At 69.4% G+C, this 20,463-nt stretch carries 13 protein-coding genes and 1 tRNA gene; 7 read left to right on the top strand and 7 right to left on the bottom strand.

The genetic code is table 11. The features are described from left to right. Positions 1 to 344 precede the first annotated feature (344 nt). Entirely contained in the window at positions 345 to 2,798 is a 2,454-nt protein-coding gene (locus tag AC07EJ_RS29265) for a SpoIIE family protein phosphatase (RefSeq protein ID WP_478885372.1), read from the top strand. A gap of 202 nt (positions 2,799 to 3,000) precedes the next feature. On the opposite strand, the gene AC07EJ_RS29260 is transcribed toward AC07EJ_RS29265, so the two are convergent. Beyond that, positions 3,001 to 3,088: transfer RNA gene (locus AC07EJ_RS29260), tRNA-Leu, on the bottom strand. A gap of 142 nt (positions 3,089 to 3,230) precedes the next feature. On the opposite strand from AC07EJ_RS29260, the gene AC07EJ_RS29255 reads away from it, so the two are divergent. Beyond that, the gene (locus tag AC07EJ_RS29255; protein ID WP_478885371.1) at positions 3,231 to 4,568 is read left to right on the top strand and encodes a DUF2254 domain-containing protein; all 1,338 of its coding nucleotides are present in this window, start codon (positions 3,231 to 3,233) and stop codon (positions 4,566 to 4,568) included. 61 nt (positions 4,569 to 4,629) lie between these two features. On the opposite strand, the gene AC07EJ_RS29250 is transcribed toward AC07EJ_RS29255, so the two are convergent. From AC07EJ_RS29250 to sucC, 3 genes are all read right to left on the bottom strand, one after another. Next, entirely contained in the window at positions 4,630 to 6,243 is a 1,614-nt protein-coding gene (locus AC07EJ_RS29250; protein ID WP_389484400.1) for an aldehyde dehydrogenase family protein, read from the bottom strand. Between the two features lie 144 nt (positions 6,244 to 6,387). Further along, positions 6,388 to 7,266: a succinate--CoA ligase subunit alpha gene (sucD, locus tag AC07EJ_RS29245; protein ID WP_326773328.1), complete on the bottom strand. Its 879-nt coding sequence runs from the start codon at positions 7,264 to 7,266 to the stop codon at positions 6,388 to 6,390. Positions 7,267 to 7,309: 43 nt separating this feature from the next. Beyond that, positions 7,310 to 8,440 carry an ADP-forming succinate--CoA ligase subunit beta gene (sucC, locus tag AC07EJ_RS29240; RefSeq protein ID WP_389484402.1) on the bottom strand — a complete coding sequence of 377 codons (1,131 nt, stop codon included), beginning with the start codon at positions 8,438 to 8,440 and terminating at the stop codon, positions 7,310 to 7,312. Between the two features lie 145 nt (positions 8,441 to 8,585). Here sucC and AC07EJ_RS29235 point away from each other — a divergent pair, with 145 nt between their 5' ends. From AC07EJ_RS29235 to AC07EJ_RS29215, 5 genes are all read left to right on the top strand, one after another. Then, on the top strand, positions 8,586 to 10,268 hold the full coding sequence (locus AC07EJ_RS29235; protein ID WP_478885370.1) for a thiamine pyrophosphate-binding protein: 1,683 nt from the start codon (positions 8,586 to 8,588) through the stop codon (positions 10,266 to 10,268). An 11-nt stretch (positions 10,269 to 10,279) separates the two neighbouring features. Continuing rightward, positions 10,280 to 11,512 carry a formyl-CoA transferase gene (gene frc / locus AC07EJ_RS29230; RefSeq protein ID WP_478885369.1) on the top strand — a complete coding sequence of 411 codons (1,233 nt, stop codon included), beginning with the start codon at positions 10,280 to 10,282 and terminating at the stop codon, positions 11,510 to 11,512. A 3-nt stretch (positions 11,513 to 11,515) separates the two neighbouring features. Beyond that, a complete protein-coding gene (locus AC07EJ_RS29225) occupies positions 11,516 to 13,669 on the top strand; it encodes an acetate--CoA ligase family protein (RefSeq protein ID WP_478885368.1) in 2,154 nt (717 codons plus the stop codon). 122 nt (positions 13,670 to 13,791) lie between these two features. Further along, positions 13,792 to 15,186, top strand: a complete 1,395-nt coding sequence (locus AC07EJ_RS29220) for an OFA family MFS transporter (protein ID WP_478885367.1) — start codon at positions 13,792 to 13,794, stop codon at positions 15,184 to 15,186. A 1-nt stretch (position 15,187) separates the two neighbouring features. After that, positions 15,188 to 16,573: an OFA family MFS transporter gene (locus AC07EJ_RS29215; protein ID WP_478885366.1), complete on the top strand. Its 1,386-nt coding sequence runs from the start codon at positions 15,188 to 15,190 to the stop codon at positions 16,571 to 16,573. Between the two features lie 75 nt (positions 16,574 to 16,648). Here the strand turns inward: AC07EJ_RS29215 and AC07EJ_RS29210 are convergent, their stop codons facing one another. The 3 genes from AC07EJ_RS29210 to eboE are packed head-to-tail and all read right to left on the bottom strand — an operon-like array spanning position 16,649 to position 20,461. Further along, the gene (locus AC07EJ_RS29210) at positions 16,649 to 17,818 is read right to left on the bottom strand and encodes a sugar phosphate isomerase/epimerase family protein (RefSeq protein ID WP_478885365.1); all 1,170 of its coding nucleotides are present in this window, start codon (positions 17,816 to 17,818) and stop codon (positions 16,649 to 16,651) included. A gap of 52 nt (positions 17,819 to 17,870) precedes the next feature. Beyond that, positions 17,871 to 19,295 carry an alkaline phosphatase family protein gene (locus AC07EJ_RS29205; protein ID WP_389484416.1) on the bottom strand — a complete coding sequence of 475 codons (1,425 nt, stop codon included), beginning with the start codon at positions 19,293 to 19,295 and terminating at the stop codon, positions 17,871 to 17,873. Next, positions 19,292 to 20,461, bottom strand: coding sequence for a metabolite traffic protein EboE (gene eboE, locus AC07EJ_RS29200; protein WP_389484419.1), 1,170 nt, complete (start codon positions 20,459 to 20,461; stop codon positions 19,292 to 19,294). The genes AC07EJ_RS29205 and eboE overlap by 4 nt, the downstream gene beginning before the upstream one ends. Positions 20,462 to 20,463: the final 2 nt, after the last annotated feature.

Genomic DNA, 20,463 nt, shown 5'->3' with positions numbered 1-20,463 from the left:
TGCGCTCTTGAGAAGCGTGCCGGACGGAGGGTGCGGACGCGAAGTGCCGCCCGTGGTCCCGCCCAGGCAATCGACCTGGTCAACGGCTCGATCCGGAGTTTCCACGCTCGACAGGTTCCTCGGCGTCCAACGGCATCCGGAGAACACCGTGGCCAAGGGCCCCATCAGGCTGTTCTGTGCACTGATCACCGCGGTTAGCTGACTCGCAGGAGGCACGACTCGACGATAGAGTTGGATTCGGAATTGTCGGACCCGGCCAGCGAAATAACGCCCTCTGTACGGCAGCGAAATTTCCTGAGGTGTGGCACAACCAAGTGCCGCGGGTCTCGGAGCGGGTGTGACACATGCACGACGCCATGTTCCACGGCACCCTCGGCGATCTCCCCGAGCCGGGCGACAAGGGATACGCCACTGTCGATGGAGACGGTGTGCTGACGGGCTGGAGCCCAGGTGCCCAGCGGCTGCTTGGTTACACCGCCGAGGAAGTCCGCGGGCGGCGTGGGGCCGACCTGCTGTACTTCCATGCCGACGCCGCCGGTCTCGTGGCGCGCTGCCGAGCGCGGGAGGACACCGCCCTCGGGGCGATAGCACTGCGACACCGGAATGGCAGCCGAGTCGAGGTCGGTATGTGGGCCCATTCCCTCGTGTCCACCACCGGTGAGCCGTATTGGCTGGTCCAGGCGGAGAGCATCGATGCCGTACGCCGGAAGAATCTCGGCCGCGCGCTCCTGAAAGGCTTGTTCACCGAATCGCCTTTCCACATCGACGTATTCGACACCCAGTTCCGCTTTGTCGCGCAAAATGCACGGCGCTTGAAAGGTTTCAGGAACCAGGATTTCCTCGGGCGCACCATGCGGGAGGTGGCCCCGGCCGGAGTGATGGACATGACGGCCTTCGAGAGCCGCCAGCGGCAGGTCCTGGCCACCGGTGAAGCGCTGGTCGCCACTGAGGTGCACGCCCGGGCTCCCGATGACCCGGACCGGTACCAAGCCTTTTCGGAGACCATCGTTCCGCTGCGGAGCGACTCCGACGAGGTGATCGGACTGGCACACGTGGTGTTCGAAGTGACCGAGCGGGCCCGGGCACGGGAGCGGCTGGCCCTGGTCAACGACGCGAGCGCGAAGATCGGCAGCACACTCGACGTGCTGCACACCGCGCAGGAACTGACCGACGTGGCCGTCCCCCTCCTGGCCGATCATTCCTATGTCAACCTACTGGACTCGGTGTTCGGGGGCGATGAGCCGGTTACCGGTCCCGTCTCCGAGGCCATGCCACTGCGCCGTGCGGCAAGTTCGACTGTCCCTGAGGGTCCGATGGAACCAGTGGTCGAGACGGGGGACGTCGACCCGTTCACCTCCGGGGCCAGGACCTTGTTCACCCGTGCTTTGGCCAGTGGCGAACCCCTGCTGCTGACGGGCGAAGAGGTGATAGCCGCCATCGCCGCGGTCGCCCCTCAACGGGCCGCGTTGGTACGCGAATACGGCGTCCACTCGTGGCTGCTGGTACCGATGTTCGCACGAGGAGCCGCGCTAGGTGCGGCGGTCTTCCTGCGCCACCGGGGGACGCATGCGTTCGAGGCGGAGGACGTGCTGCTGGCCGAGGATTTCGTGGCGCGTGCCGCCGTGTGCATCGACAACGCGAGGCGGTACACCCGCGAGCGGACGACGGCATTGGCGCTGCAACGCAGTCTGCTGCCGCAGCAGATGCCGGTCCTCGGTGCTGTGGAAGTGGCGTCACGCTATCTGCCGGCGGGCGGTCACGCGGTGCTGGGTGGTGCCTGGTTCGACGTGATTCCGCTGTCGGGCGCTCGAGTGGCCTTGGTGGTGGGAGATGTGGTCGGGCATGGCCTGCAGTCGGCGGTGACCATGGGACGGCTGCGTACCGCGGTGCGCACCCTCGCGGATCTCGACCTGTCGCCCGAGGAGTTGCTCACCCATCTCGATGACCAGGTCAACCGGTTCCAGGAGGAACACGGGGAGGGACTCACAGACGGGGCGGCCGGAACGACATGCGTGTACGCGGTGTTCGATCCCATCGCACGGCGATGCACGGTGGCGCGGGCGGGACATCCGCCACCTGCGCGGGTGACGGCGGACGGGAAGGTCGAGTTCATCGATCTGCCCGGCGATCCTCCGCTCGGTCGCGGCGGAGCCCCGTTCGAGAGCGGCGAGGTGATTCTGGCTGACGGGGACCTGCTCGTGCTGTACACCGACGACCCGGCGCACGCACCGGAGCAGAGCGCGGACACGGCTCTCGCACGGCTCCGCGAGGCACTGTCCGACACCCAGCTCACCCCGCCGCCTGGGCTCGACAGTGTCTGCGACGCGATGATCCGCCACTTGATGCCGGCCTGCCCGCAGGACGATGCGGCCCTGCTCGTAGCGCGGGTACACGGGCTTGCCCCGGACCGGCACGTCACCTGGCAACTGGCGGCCGAGCCCGAGGTCGTTGGCGAGGCACGCGCGCTCGCGAACCGGAAGCTGGCCGAATGGGGCCTGGAGGAACTGGAGTTCACCACGGAACTCGTGGTCAGCGAACTGGTCACCAATGCCATCCGCTACGGCAGCCCGCCGATCCAGTTGCGGCTGATCCGCGACGGTAACCTGATCTGCGAGGTCACCGACGGCAGCAGCACCTCCCCCCACATCCGGCGCGCGCTGGACACCGACGAGGGAGGACGCGGGCTGTACATGGTCGCCCAGCTCGCCCAGCTCTGGGGCACCCGCTACCACCCCCGCGGCAAGACCATCTGGGCCGAGCAATCCCTCCCCAACAGCGCTGGTGCCGTTGCCAGGTAGCTCCGGACCTCGGGGCCGCTTGCCCGGTGGACGCTCACTGTGGCCTCGGCGCCGGTGATGCGGGTGCTCGTCGGCTGAGAACATGATCGCCGATCCGACGCCGGGCCCAAAGACCCCATGAACGACGAATTACCGGTGACCCTTAAGGGATCAACCGGTAACTCGTGAACGACATAGGGACGATCTCGTGAACGTCCCTCACTGGTGTCCGAGGGGGGACTTGAACCCCCACGCCCGATAAAGGGCACTAGCACCTCAAGCTAGCGCGTCTGCCATTCCGCCACCCGGACTAGGTGTTTGTCGCCCGGCCGGGGCGTTCCCCGCGGCGACATGGATAACAATACCAAGGTTTCGGAGTGCCTTTCACCTGCATATCCGTCGCCTCGGCGGCACCTGCGGAGGGTCGGGAGCGGGGCCGCCTACAGTCTCACCATGAGTAGCCAACCGGTCACCGGGGCGAATCGGCGCGTGCGGCGGCCGCGGGCCCTGTCGCCGCTGCGGGAGCATCTTCGGGACACGTTCTGGTTCGCGCCGACCGGAGCCATGGTCGGGATCTTCGTCGTGTGGTTCCTGGCCAACGAGCTGGACACCGCCATCGTCGACGCGCTGCGTCATGCCGGTTCGTACGACAGCATCCGCGAACTCCAGAGCGTCGCCGACGACGCACAGACCGTCGTGAGCACCGTCAGCGCCGCGATGATGACCTTCATCGGTGTCGTCTTCAGCATCTCGCTCGTGGCGCTCCAGATGGCGAGCGGGCAGCTCAGCCCCCGAGTGGTGCGGATCTTCATCCGGAGCCGGATCACGAAGGCCACGTTCGCCGTCTTTCTCGCGACCTTCCTGCTGTCGCTGCTCGTGCTCACCTCGTACGACAGCGAGCCCGACCCGAAGCTCGTCAAGTCCGTGCCCGTCGTGCAGTCCGTGCTCACCGTCTTCATGGTCGGGCTCAGCCTGCTGCTGTTCGTGATGTACGTGAACTCGACGCTGCGGATGATGCGCGTGAGCTACGTGATCGAGCGGGTATCCGCGGAGGCGTTCCAGCTCGTGGCCCGGATGCCGGTGGAGGTCAGGGGTGCCGGTGCCATGTACGAGCTGGGGCCGGAGACCGCGCGCGTCGTTCATGAGGGGCGGGCCGGGGTGATGCGAGACGTCAATATCGCCCGGCTGCTCCGCGCCGTCCGGCACCGGCCCGGCGTCACCCTGCGGCTGCTCCCCCGCACCGGTGACTTCGTGGTGCCCGGCACGCCCGTCCTCGCCGTGCACGGCGGGCCCCCGCCCTCCGCGCGGGCCCTGCGCTACACCGTCCACGTCGGCGTCGAGCGCACCTTCCACCAGGATCTCGGGTTCGGGCTGCGGCAGCTCGCCGACATCGCGCTGCGCGCCCTCTCCCCCGCCGTGAACGATCCGACGACCGCCGTGCAGGCCATCGACCGCATCGTGCAGTTTCTGGCCGCGGTGGCGAACCGGCCGCTCGACTCGTTGCGGTATCCGGACCGGGACGGCGTGGTGCGACTGGTGCAGCCGCTGCCCGGGTGGGAGGAGCTCGTCGACCTGGGGTTCGCGGAGATCCGGGGGTGCGCGGTCGGCAGTCCCCAGGTGTCGCGGCGCATGGTGGCCGGGCTCGACGATCTGCTGCTGCTCGCGGCCGAGGAACGGCGCGGGCCGCTGCTGCGGCACCGGGAGCTGCTGACCGCGGCCGTGGAGCGGGCCGTGCCCGAGCCCGCCGACCGCGCCTTCGCGCTCCGGCCGGACCGGCAGGGCATCGGGTAGGGATCAGGGCAGCGGCACCGCCGTGACGGCGCCGTGCACCCGTCTCCCAGCCCCCGAAGGGCTACGGCATCAAGTGATACTCCGGGAAGTTGCCCGGCAGGCGTTCTCCCTCCGGGCCCCTCGTCACCGCCCGCACCAGCAGGTCCCCGCCCACGAACGCGCCGCGCCAGGATGCGCCGAAGCCGCCGAACAGCTCGTCCCGGTCGCCGCGTGAGCGCGGCTTGTCGCGGCCCGTTTTGAAGGCGCGGATCTGTGGGGCGAGGCGGTCGTACGTCGCGTCGTCGTCCGTGGAGAAGGTGGCGACCAGCGCGCCGTTGGAGGCGTTCATCGCGGCGAGCAGCTCCGCCTCGGTGTCGACCAGGACGATCGTGTCGACGGGGCCGAACGGTTCGGCGTGGTGGAGCGGGGAGGAGGGGGGTGGGCTCAGGAGCGTGACCGGGTGGACGTACGCGCTCGTGTCCTGGCCGGGCAGGAAGCGAGCGGGGTCCGGGGCGCCTCGGTGCAGCGGCACGGCGCCTCGGTCGATGGCTTCGGCGACCTGGTCCGCGAGCTCCTTCGCCTTGGCCGCGTTGACCAACGGGCCGAAGTCGAGCTGGGGGTAAGGGTCTTGGGGGTTCGCCACTGCCAGGGGGTGGCCGATGCGCAGGGTGCGTACGGCGGGCAGGTACGCGGCGAGGAAGTCGTCGAAGAGGCTGCGCTGGACGACGAAGCGCGGGTACGCGGTGCAGCGCTGCTTGCCGTAGTCGAAGAGCTTGGGGATCACCGCGGAGAGCTTGTCCCAGTCGGAGTAGTTCCAGACGCCCCAGGTGTTGAGGCCCTCCTGTTCGAGGATGTGCCGCTTGCCGAGGTCGGCGACGGCCGTGGCGACTGCGGCGCCGGTGTCCCGGCCGCCGACGAACGAGACGCAGCCGATCTCGGGTGCCCGCACCAGCGCTTCGGAGAGTTCGCCCCCGCTGCCGCTGACCAGGGTGATCGGGACGCCCTCGCGGGCGGCGAGTGCGCAGGCCAGGGTGAGGCAGGCGACGCCGCCGTCGGTGGGGGTCTTGGCGATGACCGCGTTGCCGGCGAGTGCCTGGATCAGGATCGCGTGCACGAGGACACTCATCGGGTAGTTCCAGCTGGCGATGTTCGAGACGGGGCCGTCGAGCGGGGCACGGCCCTCGACCATGGGCTCGATGCCGTCGACGTACCAGCGCACCCCGTCGATGGCGCGGTCGACGTCGGCCTGGGCGAGGCGCCAGGGCTTGCCGATCTCCCAGACGAGGAGGAGCGCGAGGAGTTCGCGGTGCTGGGTGAGGGCGTCGAGGGTGGCGCCGACGCGGGCGCGGCGCTCGTCGAGCGGGATGTGCCGCCAGGCGCGGTGCTGGTCGAGGGAGGCGCGCACGGCCTGGTGGGCGGTGGCGGCGTCGAGGCGGGGCGGCCCGGCGATGGGACTGCCGTCGACGGGCGTGGTGGCGGGCAGGGCGCGGCCGTCGGCCTGCCAGGTGCCGTTCCACAGGTTGAGTACGCGGTCGTCGCGGAACGCCTCGGGGGCGACGGCGAGGCAGCGCTGCCAGGCGTCGTGCCATGAGGTGCCGGCCTTGAGAGTGGTCGCCACGGGGGTGTCCGGGCCGGGGGTGGCTTCGGGGCCGGTGGCGTCGGGGCCGGGCGTGCGGTTCGTGGGGTTGCTTGCCATTTCGGGTTCTCCGCTCACGGTGCACAGTCGGGGCGGGGGTGCATGGCTCGTGCAGGGGGTGGTGCGAGGGTGATGCATGGCTGGTGCGGGGGGTGGAGTGGGGAGGTTGCCCGGTGGGCTCGCTCCCCACTCCCGCTGTACGCGTCAGTCCGCCAAGCGGTCGAGTACCAGGCGGGCCGTCTCCGTCGGGGTGGAGCCGACGCGGACCCCGGCCGCTTCCAGGGCCTCCTTCTTGGCCTGCGCCGTGCCCGAGGAGCCGGAGACGATCGCTCCCGCGTGGCCCATGGTCTTGCCCTCGGGGGCGGTGAACCCGGCGATGTAGGCGACGACGGGCTTGGTGACGTGGTCGCGTACGTAGGCCGCGGCGCGCTCCTCCGCGTCGCCGCCGATCTCCCCGATGAGGACGATCAGGTCGGTGTCCGGGTCGTCCTGGAAGGCGGCGAGGCAGTCGATGTGCGTCGTGCCGATGACCGGGTCGCCGCCGATGCCGACGCAGGTGGAGAAGCCGATGTCGCGTAGCTCGTACATGAGCTGGTAGGTGAGGGTGCCCGATTTGGAGACGAGGCCGATGCGGCCCGCCTTGGTGATGTCGGCGGGGATGATGCCGGCGTTGGACTGGCCGGGGGTGATCAGGCCGGGGCAGTTGGGGCCGATGATGCGGGTGCCCTTCGCGGCGGCGTACGCGTGGAAGGTCACGGCGTCGTGGACGGGGATGCCCTCCGTGATGACGACGGCCAGCGGAATGCCCGCGTCGGCGGCCTCCGTGACGGCCGCCTTGGCGAAGACGGGCGGCACGAAGACGACGGTAACGTCGGCGCCGGTGGCCGCGATGCCCTCGGCCACGGAGCCGAAGACGGGGACCGCACGGTCGTCGAAGTCGACACTGCGGCCCGCCTTGCGCGGGTTGACGCCGCCCACGACGTTCGTGCCCGCGGCGAGCATGCGCCGGGTGTGCTTCATGCCCTCGGCGCCGGTCATGCCCTGGACGAGGACCTTGCTCTCCTTGGTCAGGTAGATCGCCATGTCCCGCTCTCCTTGGTGAGGTGGATCGCCATGTCCCGGCTCCTTAGCCCGCGTTGGCGAGTTCGGCGGCCCGGCGCGCGGCGCCGTCCATGGTGGTGGCCTGTTCGACGAGGGGGTGGGCGCGGCCGTCGAGGATGGCGCGGCCCGCTGCGGCGCTGTTCCCGTCGAGGCGGACGACGAGCGGTTTGGTCAGCGTCACGGATTCCAGGGCCTGGACGATGCCGTCGGCTACGGCGTCGCAGGCGGTGATGCCGCCGAAGACGTTCACGAAGACGGACTTCACGGCCGGGTCGGAGAGGATGACGGAGAGGCCGTCGGCCATGATCTGCGCGGAGGCGCCGCCGCCGATGTCGAGGAAGTTCGCGGGGCGGGCACCGCAACCCGCGACGACGTCGAGCGTCGACATGACGAGCCCGGCGCCGTTGCCGATGATGCCGACCTCGCCGTCGAGCTTGACGTAGTTGAGGCCCTTGGCCGCGGCGGCCGCTTCGAGGGCGTCGTCGTGGGGGGACTCCTGGGTGCCCCAACGCTCCTGGCGGAAGCGGGCGTTGTCGTCGAGGGTGACCTTGCCGTCGAGGGCGAGGATCTGGCCGCCGCCCGTGCGCACGAGGGGGTTCACCTCGACGAGTACGGCGTCCTCGCGAGTGAGGACGTCCCAGAGGCGGACCAGTACGTCGACGGTCCGGTCGGGGAGGCCGGCGGCCTCGGCGATCTGTGCCGCCTTCGCCGTGGTGACACCCTCGGCCGGGTCGATCGGGATGCGGGCCACGGCCTCGGGCCGGGTCGCCGCGACCTCCTCGATGTCCATGCCGCCCTCGGCGGAGGCGATGGCGAGGAAGCGTCCGGCGGCCCGGTCCAGGACGTAGGAGACGTAGAACTCGCTCTCAATGTCGACTGGTTGGGCCAGCATCACCTTGCCGACGGTGTGGCCCTTGATGTCCATGCCGAGGATCTGGCGTGCCGTCAGTTCGGCGGCGGGCGGGTCGGCGGCGAGTTTGACGCCGCCCGCCTTGCCGCGGCCCCCGGTCTTCACCTGCGCCTTGACGACGACGCGGCCGCCCAGCCTGCGCGCGATCTCGCGGGCCTCCTTGGGCGAGTCCGTGACCTCGGCCTTCGGCACCAAGATGCCGTGTTCTTCGAAGAGTTCCCTTGCCTGGTGCTCGTACAGGTCCATTTCTGGCTCCCGTCTTAAAAGTGCCGCACGCCCCCTGGACACCACCCACCGGATGCGGGATAACAAGTTTCATACAGTATTCGTCGACTGTATGCAATGTACTGCGACAGCGCACGACTCCCCTACGAAGGGACAGGACTTCGCCATGCCCGACGACAGCCAGGAACTCATCTCCGGTGGTCATCTGGTCGCCAAGGCGCTCAAGGCAGAAGGTGTGGAGGTCATCTACACCCTGTGCGGCGGCCACATCATCGACATCTACGACGGCTGCGTCGACGAAGGCATTGAAGTCGTCGACGTCCGTCACGAGCAGGTCGCCGCCCACGCGGCGGACGGGTACGCGCGCATCACCGGCAAGCCCGGCTGCGCCGTCGTCACCGCGGGCCCGGGCACCACCGACGCCGTCACCGGTGTCGCGAACGCGTTCCGCGCGGAGTCACCCATGCTCCTCATCGGCGGCCAGGGCGCGCACACCCAGCACAAGATGGGCTCGCTCCAGGACCTGCCGCACGTCGACATGATGACGCCCATCACCAAGTTCGCCGCGACCGTGCCGGACACCGCGCGCGCCGCCGACATGGTGTCGATGGCGTTCCGCGAGTGCTACCACGGCGCCCCCGGCCCGTCGTTCCTGGAGATCCCGCGCGACGTCCTCGACGCCAAGGTGCCGGTGGACAAGGCCCGCGTACCCCGGGCGGGGCAGTACCGGGCCTCGACCCGCTCGGCCGGTGACCCCGAGGCGATCGAGAAGCTCGCCGACCTCCTCGTGCACGCCGAGAAGCCGGCGATCCTGCTCGGCAGCCAGGTGTGGACGACCCGCGCGACCGAGGACGCCATCGAACTCGTCCGCGCCCTCAACGTGCCCGCCTACATGAACGGCGCGGGCCGCGGCACCCTGCCGCCCGGCGACCCGCACCACTTCCAGCTCTCGCGCCGCTACGCCTTCTCCAACGCCGACCTCATCATCATCGTCGGCACGCCCTTCGACTTCCGCATGGGCTACGGCAAGCGCCTCTCCCCCAACGCGACCGTCGTGCAGATCGACCTCGACTACCGCACGGTCGGCAAGAACCGCGACATCGACCTCGGCATCGTCGGCGACGCGGGCCTCGTCCTGAAGTCGGTCACCGAGGCCGCCTCCGGACGGCTCAACGGCGGGGGCGCCAAGCGCAAGGAGTGGCTCGACGAGCTGCGGGCCGCCGAGCAGACCGCCATCGAGAAGCGGCTGCCGAGTCTGCGCTCCGACGCCTCTCCCATCCACCCGTACCGCCTGGTCAGCGAGATCAACGACTTCCTCACCGAGGACTCGATCTACATCGGGGACGGCGGCGACATCGTCACCTTCTCCGGGCAGGTCGTCCAGCCCAAGTCGCCGGGCCACTGGATGGACCCGGGTCCGCTGGGCACCCTCGGCGTCGGCATCCCCTTCGTCCTCGCCGCCAAGCAGGCGCGGCCCGACAAGGAGGTCGTCGCGCTCTTCGGCGACGGGGCGTTCTCGCTGACGGGCTGGGACTTCGAGACCCTCGTCCGCTACAACCTGCCCTTCGTCGGGATCGTCGGCAACAACTCGTCGATGAACCAGATCCGTTACGGCCAGAAGGCCAAGTACGGCGACGAGCGCGAGCGCGTCGGCAACACCCTCGGCGACGTCCACTACGACAAGTTCGCCCAGATGCTGGGGGGTTACGGCGAAGAGGTCCGCGACCCCGCCGACATCGCGCCCGCGCTCCGAAGGGCCCGCGAGTCCGGGAAGCCCTCGCTGATCAACGTGTGGGTCGACCCGGACGCGTACGCCCCCGGAACCATGAACCAGACCATGTACAAGTGAGGAGCCCTGCCATGACCACCAAGGCTCTTGAGGGCGTCCGTGTCCTCGACATGACCCACGTGCAGTCCGGGCCCTCCGCGACCCAGCTCCTCGCCTGGCTCGGCGCGGACGTGGTGAAGCTGGAGGCGCCGACCGGGGACATCACGCGCAAGCAGCTGCGTGACCTGCCGGACGTCGACTCGCTCTACTTCACGATGCTCAACTGCAACAAGCGGAGCATCACCCTCAACACGAAGACCGAGCGCGGCAAGGAGCTCCTCACCGAGCTGATCCGGCGCTCCGACGTCATGGTCGAGAACTTCGGCCCGGGCGCCGTCGACCGCATGGGCTTCACGTGGGAGCGCATCCAGGAGATCAACCCGCGCATCGTCTACGCCTCCATCAAGGGCTTCGGCGACGGCCCGTACACCAACTTCAAGGCGTACGAGGTCGTGGCGCAGGCCATGGGCGGCTCGATGGCGACGACCGGGTTCGAGGACGGTCCGCCGCTGGCCACCGGCGCGCAGATCGGCGACTCCGGCACCGGCGTCCACGCCGTCGCCGGCATCCTCGCGGCGCTGTTCCAGCGCGAGAACACCGGGCGCGGCCAGCGCGTGAACGTCGCGATGCAGCACGCGGTGCTCAACCTGTGCCGGGTGAAGCTGCGCGACCAACAGCGGCTGACACACGGCCCGTTGGCCGAGTACCCGAACGAGGATTTCGGTGACGAGGTGCCGCGTTCGGGCAACGCGTCCGGCGGCGGGCAGCCGGGCTGGGCGGTCAAGTGCGCGCCCGGCGGCCCGAACGACTACGTGTACGTCATCGTGCAGCCCGTCGGCTGGCAGCCGCTGAGCGAGCTGATCGGGCGGCCCGAGCTGGCCGGCGACCCCGAGTGGGCGACGCCGGAGGCGCGCCTGCCCAAGCTCAACAAGATGTTCCAGCTCATCGAGGAGTGGTCCTCGACCCTGCCCAAGTGGGAGGTGCTCGAGCGGCTCAACGCGCACAACATCCCGTGCGGGCCGATCCTGTCCACCAAGGAGATCATCGAGGACGAGTCGCTCGTCGCGAACGAGATGGTCGTCGAGGTTGCCCACCCGGAGCGCGGCACGTTCACCACGGTCGGCTCCCCCCTCAAGCTCTCCGACTCCCCCGTGGAAGTGGTCAGTTCACCCCTGCTCGGCGAGCACAACGCCGAGGTGTTCGTCGGGGAGCTGGGGCTCGGGGACGAGGAACTGCGCCTGCTCAAGTCGAACGGAGTGATCTGATTGATGGCCGAGGACCGTGAGCTCACGGTACGGGCGCTGCTCGAGTCCGTGCGCGCGGAGGGCCGCAGCGCTCTCACCGCCCCCGAGGGCAAGGTGATCGCCGACGCGTACGGGATCTCCGTGCCCGGCGAGGAGCTGGCGACGGACGTGGACGAGGCGGTCGCGTACGCGGCACGCTTCGGCGGACCCGTCGTGATGAAGATCGTCTCCCCCGACATCCTGCACAAGACGGACGCGGGCGGCGTGATCGTGGGGGTGGAGGGCGCGGCCGACGTGCGGGCCGCCTTCTGCAAGATCGTCGAGAACGCGCGGGCCTACGCGCCGGACGCCCGGATCGAGGGTGTCCAGGTGCAGGAGCTGCTGCCGACCGGGCCCTCCTCGCAGGAGGTCATCGTCGGGGCCGTCACCGATCCGACGTTCGGGAAGGTCGTCGCGTTCGGGCTCGGCGGGGTGCTGGTCGAGGTGCTCAAGGACGTGACGTTCCGGCTCGCGCCGGTCGGCGCGGACGAGGCCGTGTCCATGCTGGACTCGATCCGGGCGGCCGAGGTGCTGCGCGGGGTGCGCGGCGCGCAGCCGGTCGACCGGTGGGCGCTCGCCGAGCAGATCCGCCGGGTGTCCCAACTGGTCACCGACTTCCCGGAGATCGCCGAGGTCGACCTCAACCCCGTGATCGCGACGCCGGAGGGCGCGGTCGCCGCCGACATCCGGGTGATCCTCGCCGACGGTGCGCCGAAGCAGCGGCGCACGTACTCGCGCGAGGAGATCCTCCGGTCGATGCGCCGGCTGATGCAGCCGCGCTCGGTCGCGGTGATCGGCGCGTCCAACGAGCAGGGCAAGATCGGCAATTCGGTCATGCGCAACCTGATCGACGGGGGGTTCTCCGGGGAGATCCATCCGGTGAACCCCAAGGCCGATGACATCCTGGGCCGCAAGGCGTACAAGAGTGTCACGGACGTCCCGGGTGAGGTGGATGTGGCGGTCTTCGCGATCCCCGCCAAGTTCGTGGCCTCCGCCCTCGAAGAGGTGGGACGCAAGGGGATCCCGAACGCGGTCCTGATCCCGTCGGGGTTCGCGGAGACCGGTGAACAGGCCCTCCAGGACGAGATCGTGGCGATCGGCGAGCGGTACGGGGTACGCCTGCTCGGGCCCAACATCTACGGCTACTACTCGACGTGGCAGGACCTGTGCGCCACGTTCTGCACGCCGTACGACGTGAAGGGCGGGGTGGCGCTGACCTCGCAGTCCGGGGGCATCGGCATGGCGATCCTCGGCTTCGCGCGCACGACGAAGACCGGTGTCTCCGCGATCGTCGGGCTCGGCAACAAGTCGGACCTGGACGAGGACGACCTGCTCACGTGGTTCGGTGAGGACCCCAACACCCAGTGCATCGCCATGCACCTGGAGGACCTCAAGGACGGGCGGGCCTTCGTGGAGGCCGCGCGGGCGACGGTGCCGAAGAAGCCCGTCGTGGTCCTGAAGGCGGGGCGCACCAGCGCGGGCGCGAAGGCGGCCGGTTCGCACACGGGAGCCCTCGCGGGTGACGACGCCGTGTACGACGACATCCTCAGGCAGGCCGGCGTGATCAGGGCACCGGGGCTGAACGAGATGCTGGAGTACGCGCGGGCGCTTCCCGTGCTTCCGACGCCGAAGGGCGACAACGTCGTCATCATCACCGGCGCGGGCGGTTCGGGTGTGCTGCTCTCGGACGCCATCGTCGACAACGGCCTGTCCCTGATGGAGATCCCGGAGGATCTGGACGCCGCGTTCAAGGCGTTCATCCCGCCCTTCGGCGCCGCGGGCAACCCGATCGACATCACGGGCGGTGAGCCGCCGTCGACGTACGAGGCGACCATCAGGCTCGGCCTGGAGGACCCGCGGATCCACTCCCTCGTCCTCGGCTACTGGCACACGATCGTCACCCCGCCGATGGTCTTCGCGGAGCTGACGGCACGGGTGGTCGAGGAGTTCCGCGCGCGGGGCATCGAGAAGCCCGTGGTGGCGTCGCTCGCGGGCGACGTCGAGGTCGAGGAGGCCTGCCAGTACCTGTACGAGCGCGGGGTCGTGGCGTACCCGTACACGACCGAGAAGCCGGTGGCCGCACTCGGCGCGAAGTACCGGTGGGCCCGTGCGGCGGGCCTGTTGGGGGGCCGTTCATGAGGTGACCTGACTGGGGGCCGGCCGGCGGTGCGCGCAGGCCGGCCCCGGGACCCATGCGCACGCGAAAGGAATTTGGACAGGGGGCGCTGGCCAGATCTTTCGACGCAAGGGGTGCGACCGTCATGAAAACCACCGACGATCTACCAATACCCGTCCCCTACAGGGAGGTGACGGACCGCAACGGCCGCCTGTACCGCATCGGTGAGACCGATCGGGACATCATGGGGCGACCGCGCTGGACCATGGTGCTCTTCCCCTGGATGGGCATGCTCGGCATCAGCTCGTCCGAGTACGCGTTCACGTCCGCCGAGGACACCCTGCACGAGGCCCATCTGTGGAACAGCGGGCACATCTTCTGGCTGATGGGTGTCTGGGTGTTCTTCCAGGCGGCCGTCGCCTTCCCCGCGGGGCAGCTGCGCGAGAGCGGCAGGCTGCCCGCGCGTCACGCGATGTTCCTCGGCGCCTTGGGCACGATCCTCGGCTATCTCTCGCTCGCGTACGCACCGCACGTGATCGTCGCGTACCTCGGTTTCGGCATGTTCAGCGGCATCGGCGCCGGCCTCGTCTACGCGACCTGCGTGAACATGGTCGGCAAGTGGTACCCGGAGCGCAAGGGCGGCAAGACCGGCCTGGTCAACGGCGGTTTCGCCTACGGCTCGGTGCCCTTCGTCTTCCTGTTCACGTCGTACATGGACCTGAGCAACTACGAGGGTGTCCTGGTGATGGTCGGCGTGATCTGCTGCGCCGTCGTCGCGTTCGCCGGCTGGTTCCTCAAGGACCCGCCGAAGGGCTGGTGGCCCGCGCACGCGGATCCGCTGAAGGTGTCGGACGACCCGAAGGTGCGGCGGGCGCTGGAGAAGAACCCGCCGGCCGTGAAGCAGTACACCCCCAAGGAGGCCGCCCGTACACCCGTCCTGTGGATGATGTGGTTCTGTCTGCTCTGCACCGCCGGCATCAATATCTTCGGCATCGCCTTCCAGGTGCCGTTCGGAAAGGACATGGGATTCGCCGGCGGCATCGTGGCCACGGCGATGTCGCTCAAGGCGATCGTCAACGGAACCGGCCGCGGCGTGATCGGCTGGATCTCCGACCGCTTCGGCCGCCGCAACACACTCATCATCGTCTGCCTCGTCCTCGGGTCCGCCCAGTTCGGCGTCCTCGTCTCCGGGTCGATGGGCAGCATGCCGTTCTTCCTGTTCTGCTCGATGGTCTCCGGGTTCGGCGGCGGCGCGATCTTCCCGCTGTTCGCCGCCATGACGGCGGACTACTTCGGTGAGAACAACAACGCCTCCAACTACGGGATGGTCTACAGCTCGAAGCTGATCTCGGGCCTCGTGGGCTCCGGAATGGGCGCCGTCGTGGTCGGGGCGTGGGACTACGAGGGCGCCTTCGTCATCGCGGGCTCGATCGGGCTCGCCTCCGCGGTCCTCGCACTGTTCCTCAAGGCGCCGGGCCGGCCGAGGCCGCAGCGCCGCATCGTTCCCAACCCGCAACCGCTCGGTGAGGAGATGGCTTGATATGACGGCGGAGCCCATCGCCGCAGGCAACTCAGCGACGACCACTGGTAGCACGTACCGAGAGATCACCGACGAGAACGGCCGCGTCTATCGCGTAGGCGAGACGGACCGCGACATCCTCGGCCATTCCCGTAAGTTCATGGTGTACCTGCCATGGGTCGCGATGATGGCCATCAGCGTTTCCGAGTACGCGTACGGTTCGGCGGAGGACACGCTGTCCAGCGCGCACGGCTGGACGCAGTCGAACACCTTCTGGATCCTGAGCGTCTGGGTGTTCTTCCAGGCGGGCATCGCCTTCCCGGCCGGATGGATGCGGGAGAAGGGCATCCTGACCGCGAAGCGGGCCACCATGGTCGGCTCCTTCCTGTGCCTGTTCGGATTCCTCGCGCTGTCCCATTTCAGCAACGTGTGGCTGGCCATTCTGGGATTCGGCGTCATCGGAGGACTGGGCTCCGGCCTCGTCTACTCGACCTGTATCAACATGGTCGGCAAATGGTTCCCGGAGCGAAAAGGCGGCAGGACCGGTTTCGTCAACGGCGGGTTCGCGTATGGGTCGCTGCCGTTCATCTTCATCTTCAACTATGCGTTCGACACGTCGAATTACCACCGTGTGCTGGACATGATCGGCGTCTATGTGCTGGTGGTCGTGCTTGCCTGTGCGTTCTTCTTCCGGGACCCGCCGAAGAACTGGTGGCCGCACGAGGTCGACCCGCTCAAGAAGTCGGGAGCGGGCAAGGGCGCCAGGTCCCTCGCCAAGAACCCGCCCGCCGTGCGTCAGTTCACGCCCATGGAGGCCGTCAGGACCGGCATGCTGCCGCTCATGTGGTTCAGCCTCGTGCTGACGGCCGGTGTGTCGATCTTCGGCATCTCGTTCCAGGTGGACTTCGCCAAGGAGGTCGGCTTCGGGCCGCTGGTCGCCGCGTCGTCGATGGGTGTGATGGCGGTCATCAACGGCGTCGGCCGTGCGGTCGTCGGCTGGCTGTCGGACATCTGGGGCCGCAAGGTGAGCCTGGTGTTCGTCATCGTCGTCCTCGGTCTCGCCCAGTTCGGCGTCATCTGGGCGGGTGACATCCACAGCGAGTGGCTGTTCCTGTTCTTCGCGTTCCTGTCGGGCTTCGGCGGCGGCGCCTTCTACCCGATGTTCGCGGCGCTCACGCCGGACTACTTCGGTGAGAACTACAACGCCACCAACTACGGCCTCGTATACAGCGGGAAGCTGGTCAGCGGCCTGTTCGGCGGCGGTCTCGGCTCGATGGTGGTCGCCGCGTGGGGCTACAACGGGGCGTACGCGCTCGCCGGCGGCATATCGCTGGTGGCGGCGGCCGTGGCCCTGCTGCTGCGGCAGCCCGGGAGCGAGAAGGCGAAAAGGGTGGTGGCCACCACGTAGGGACCGCCCGCTGGAAGTGAACACAGGAGTGGGGCCCGGCCTGGTGGCCGGGCCCCACTCCTGTGTGCCCTGACGTCAGCGCTTCTTGCGCAGCCCGGCCAGGTTGTCGTAGCCGATCTTCGCGTACTTCAGGGACTGACCGAGGTCGGTGTCGCTGGGCGCGTTGTCCTGCTCGACCATCGGGTTGTGGTAGTTCATCGCCCCGACGCGGGTGAAGAACTTCTCGTAGTCGATGACTCCGGTGCCAAACGGCACCATGTCGTAGCCCATGCCGTTCGTCTCGTTGACCGTGCCGTCCTTGGCGTGGAACAGCGGGTAGCGCTTGTTGTTGCGGCTCACGAGCGCCGCCGGGTCGAAGACGTTCTCCCGCTGGGAGCCGTCGTGGGCGGTGTAGGTGTGGAACTTGTACTGGGCCACGTGCGCCCAGAAGATGTCCATCTCCAGCCAGACCGTCTTCGGGTCGGTCATCTTGAGGAAGTGCTCCAGCTTGCGGATGCCGGAGCTGCGGGTCGGCCGGCCCTGCGCGTCGAGGGGCCCGCCGTCGAGCAGGAAGCCGTACGCCGCGTCGTGGTTGTGCGTGTACAGCTTGATGCCCGCGCTGTGGGCGATCTTGCCGAGCGCGTTCCACTTGTCGGCGGCGGTGTCCCAGTCGGACCGGTATTCGCTGCCGGTGGGGTCGCCACCGGTGCCCATGTGGTCCATGCCGAGGATGTTGGCTATCTCCAGGTGCTTCTTGAACGTGTCGAGGTCGGGCTGGCTGAGCGGCCACGACCCCGGGATGAAGCCGTGGTTGCCCTGCGCGCGCAGGCCGTACTCGTCGAGCCAGGAGCGCAGCAGCTTGGCGCCCTCGACGGATTCGAGGTTGGCGCCGCCGGGCGCGTTGGCGTGCTGGCCGTAGCCGGCGAACTCGACCTGCTTGTAGCCGTGGCGGGCGAGCTCCTTGAAGACCTCGCGGAAGCCGGAGGGCAGGTTGGAGGCGAGCGGGTCTCTGCCCGTGGCGTCGCGCACGGTGTAGATGATGATGCCGCGCTTGGACTCCGGGACGAGGGCGTGGCCGTGGCCGTGGCCGCCACCCCTGCCACTGGTGTGCTCGGTCTGGGCGAAAGCGGGCGAGGCGCCGAAGACGGGTGCGGCGACGGCCGCGGCCCCCGCGGCCGTGCAGGTGCTCAGAAAGCGGCGGCGGCTGACGCCGAGAGCGCGGCGCAGGGCGTCGCCGGCTCCGGATTCATCGTTGAACGCGGTCACGGTCTCTCTCTTTCTCGGGTGGGTGCGGGGCGTGTGCGGATGAGCACCGGGCTCATGCGAGACCGGCCAGGCCGAGCAACAGCGATTTCACGTCGGTGGCCGCGACACGGCCGGCGACGGCGCGGGGGGTGGAACACAGGATGAGCGGACCGTCAGGACTGTCGTCGCTCAAGGGGAGGCGGCCGTGGCTGCCGCGGATGGGTGAGGGATCGAGGGGCACGACCGCCATGCGGTAGCGCATGCCGAGCTTCTTGCGGGCCAGGGCGCCGGCGGCCTTCACCTTGACGTAGGGGTCCTGGGGGTCCATGAACAGCTCGACGGGGTCGTAGCCGGGCTTGCGGTGGATCTCGACGAGCTGCGCGAAGTCGGGCGCGCGGTCGTCGTCGAGCCAGTAGTAGTACGTAAACCAGGCGTCGGGTTCGGCGATGGCGACGAGTTCCCCCGAGCGGGGGTGGTCGAGGTGGTGGGCCTTCTTGCCCTCGTCGTCGAGGAGCTGCTCGATGCCCGGCACGTCCTTCAGCGCCTCGCGGACCGTGTCGAGGTCCTCGGGGCGGCGTACGTAGATGTGGGCGATCTGGTGGTCGGCGACCGCGAACGCCCGGGACGTCATCGGGTCGAGATACTCCATGCCGTCCTGCGTGTGCACTTCGAGGAGTCCGGCGCGGCGCAGGGCGCGGTTGATGTCGACGGGCCGCTCGACGCGGGTGATGCCGTACTCGGAGAGGGCGACGACGGTGCGGCCCTCGGCCTTCGCGTCGTCGAGGAGCGGGGCGAGGGTGGCGTCGAGTTCGGCGGCGGCCTTGTGCGAGCGGGGGTCGTCGGGGCCGAAGCGCTGGAGGTCGTAGTCGAGGTGGGGGACGTAGGCCAGCGCCAGGTCGGGATGGCGGGTGGCGATGATGTGGCGGGTCGCGTCGACGATCCACCGGCTGGAGACGAGGTCGGCGCCGGGACCCCAGAAGTGGAAGAGGGGGAACGTGCCGAGTTTCTCGGTGAGTTCGTCGTGCAGGGCCGGTGGCCTGGTGTAGCAGTCGGGTTCCTTGCGGCCGTCGGCGTAGTAGACGGGCCGGGGTGTGACGGTGATGTCGGTGTCGGCGCCCATGGCGTACCACCAGCAGATGTTGGCGACCGTGTACCCGGGGTGGCTGCGGCGAGCCGCGTCCCAGAGCTTGTCACCGGCGACGAGTCCGTTGTGCTGGCGCCACAGCAGTACGTCGCCCAGCTCGCGGAAGTACCAGCCGTTGGCGACGATGCCGTGCTCGGACGGCATGGTTCCGGTGAGGAACGTCGACTGGGCGGCGCAGGTGACGGCGGGCAGGACCGTGCCGAGGTGGGCCTGGGACCCCGTCTGCCCCAGCGACTTGAGGTGGGGCATGTGGTCGAGGAGGCGCGGGGTGAGACCCACGACATCCAGGACCAGCAGCGGGTTCGGGCTCACGTCAGGCCGATCGACTGTGGTGTCGTTACCGGAAGTTGTCATGGGAGTTCCTTCAGGCCGAGGTCCGTCAGGAGGTCGCGGGCCAGGGTGAGCTCGGCGGCGATGCCGTCGGCGAGCTGGGTGCGGGCGCGGGGGCGCAGCTCGGGCGGGAGCGCCTGCCAGGTGTACGTCTCGACCTCCAGGTGCCGGGTGAGCGGATGCGCGCCGCCGACCAGCCGCGTGAGCGTGTCCTTGAGGACGGGGAGTGTGGAGGTGAGGGGGGCCGCGGGCGGGGCGTGCAGCGGTACGTGGAAGTGGGCGCGCCAGGGCGCGGTGTCGGGGAGCGCGCCGCCGGCGAGTGCCTCGCCCAGGTCGTCGGTGCCGCGCAGCCCTTCGGGGGTGAGGGTGCGGGTCTGGTGCAGGAAGCGGGGTTCGTCGAACGCGGCGAGCGCCTCGCGGACCTCGGGCCGTTCGGGGTGCTCGGCGTGCAGGGCCGCGGAGAGCTGGGACTTGACGACGGGGATGCCCGCGGCGGCGAGGGCGTCGAGTGCGGTCGCCGGGTCCTCGAAGGAGGTGGCGAGGTGGCAGGTGTCGACGCAGACGCCGATGCGGTCGCGGGCCACGGCCGTGAGCGGGGCGATGGTGTCGCCGGTCGTCTCGACGGTGCAGCCCGGTTCGGGTTCGAGGCCGATGCGGATGGAGCGGCCGGTGAGCTCCTCCAGGGCGTCGAGCCGCTCGGCGAGGGTGGTGAGCGCGGCGTACGCGGTGTCCCGGCGCGCCGGGTCGTAGCCGGTGCGCCAGGCGAGAGGCAGTGTCGAGATGGTGCCCTCGGTGATGTCGGAGGGCAGCAGCGCGGCGAGCAGGCGGGCCAGGTCGGCGGTGTGCGCGAGGCGCTCCGGGTCGGCCCAATCGGGCTTGTACACGCGGTACTTGACCTCTTCGGCACCGAAGCCCTCGTACGGAAAGCCGTTGAGGGTGACGACTTCGAGGCCGCGCCGGTCGAGTTCGGTGCGCAGGCCGCGCAGGGCGACGGGGTCGGTGGTGAGGGCGCGCGCGGCGTCCTTGGCGAGCCACAGGCCGATGCCGAGCCGGTCGCGGCCGAGGCGCTTGCGCACGGGTTCGCAGTGGTCGCGCAGCTGGGCGAGCACGCCGTCGAGGGTCTCGGCGGGGTGGACGTTGGTGCAGTACGCGAGGTGGACGGTGGACCCGTCGGGGTGGCGGAAGCGCATCG

The organism is Streptomyces sp. NPDC045026, assembly GCF_056432625.1.
Note: the sequence above shows the minus strand (reverse complement) of the source record. Positions and strands in the feature narration are given on the sequence as shown.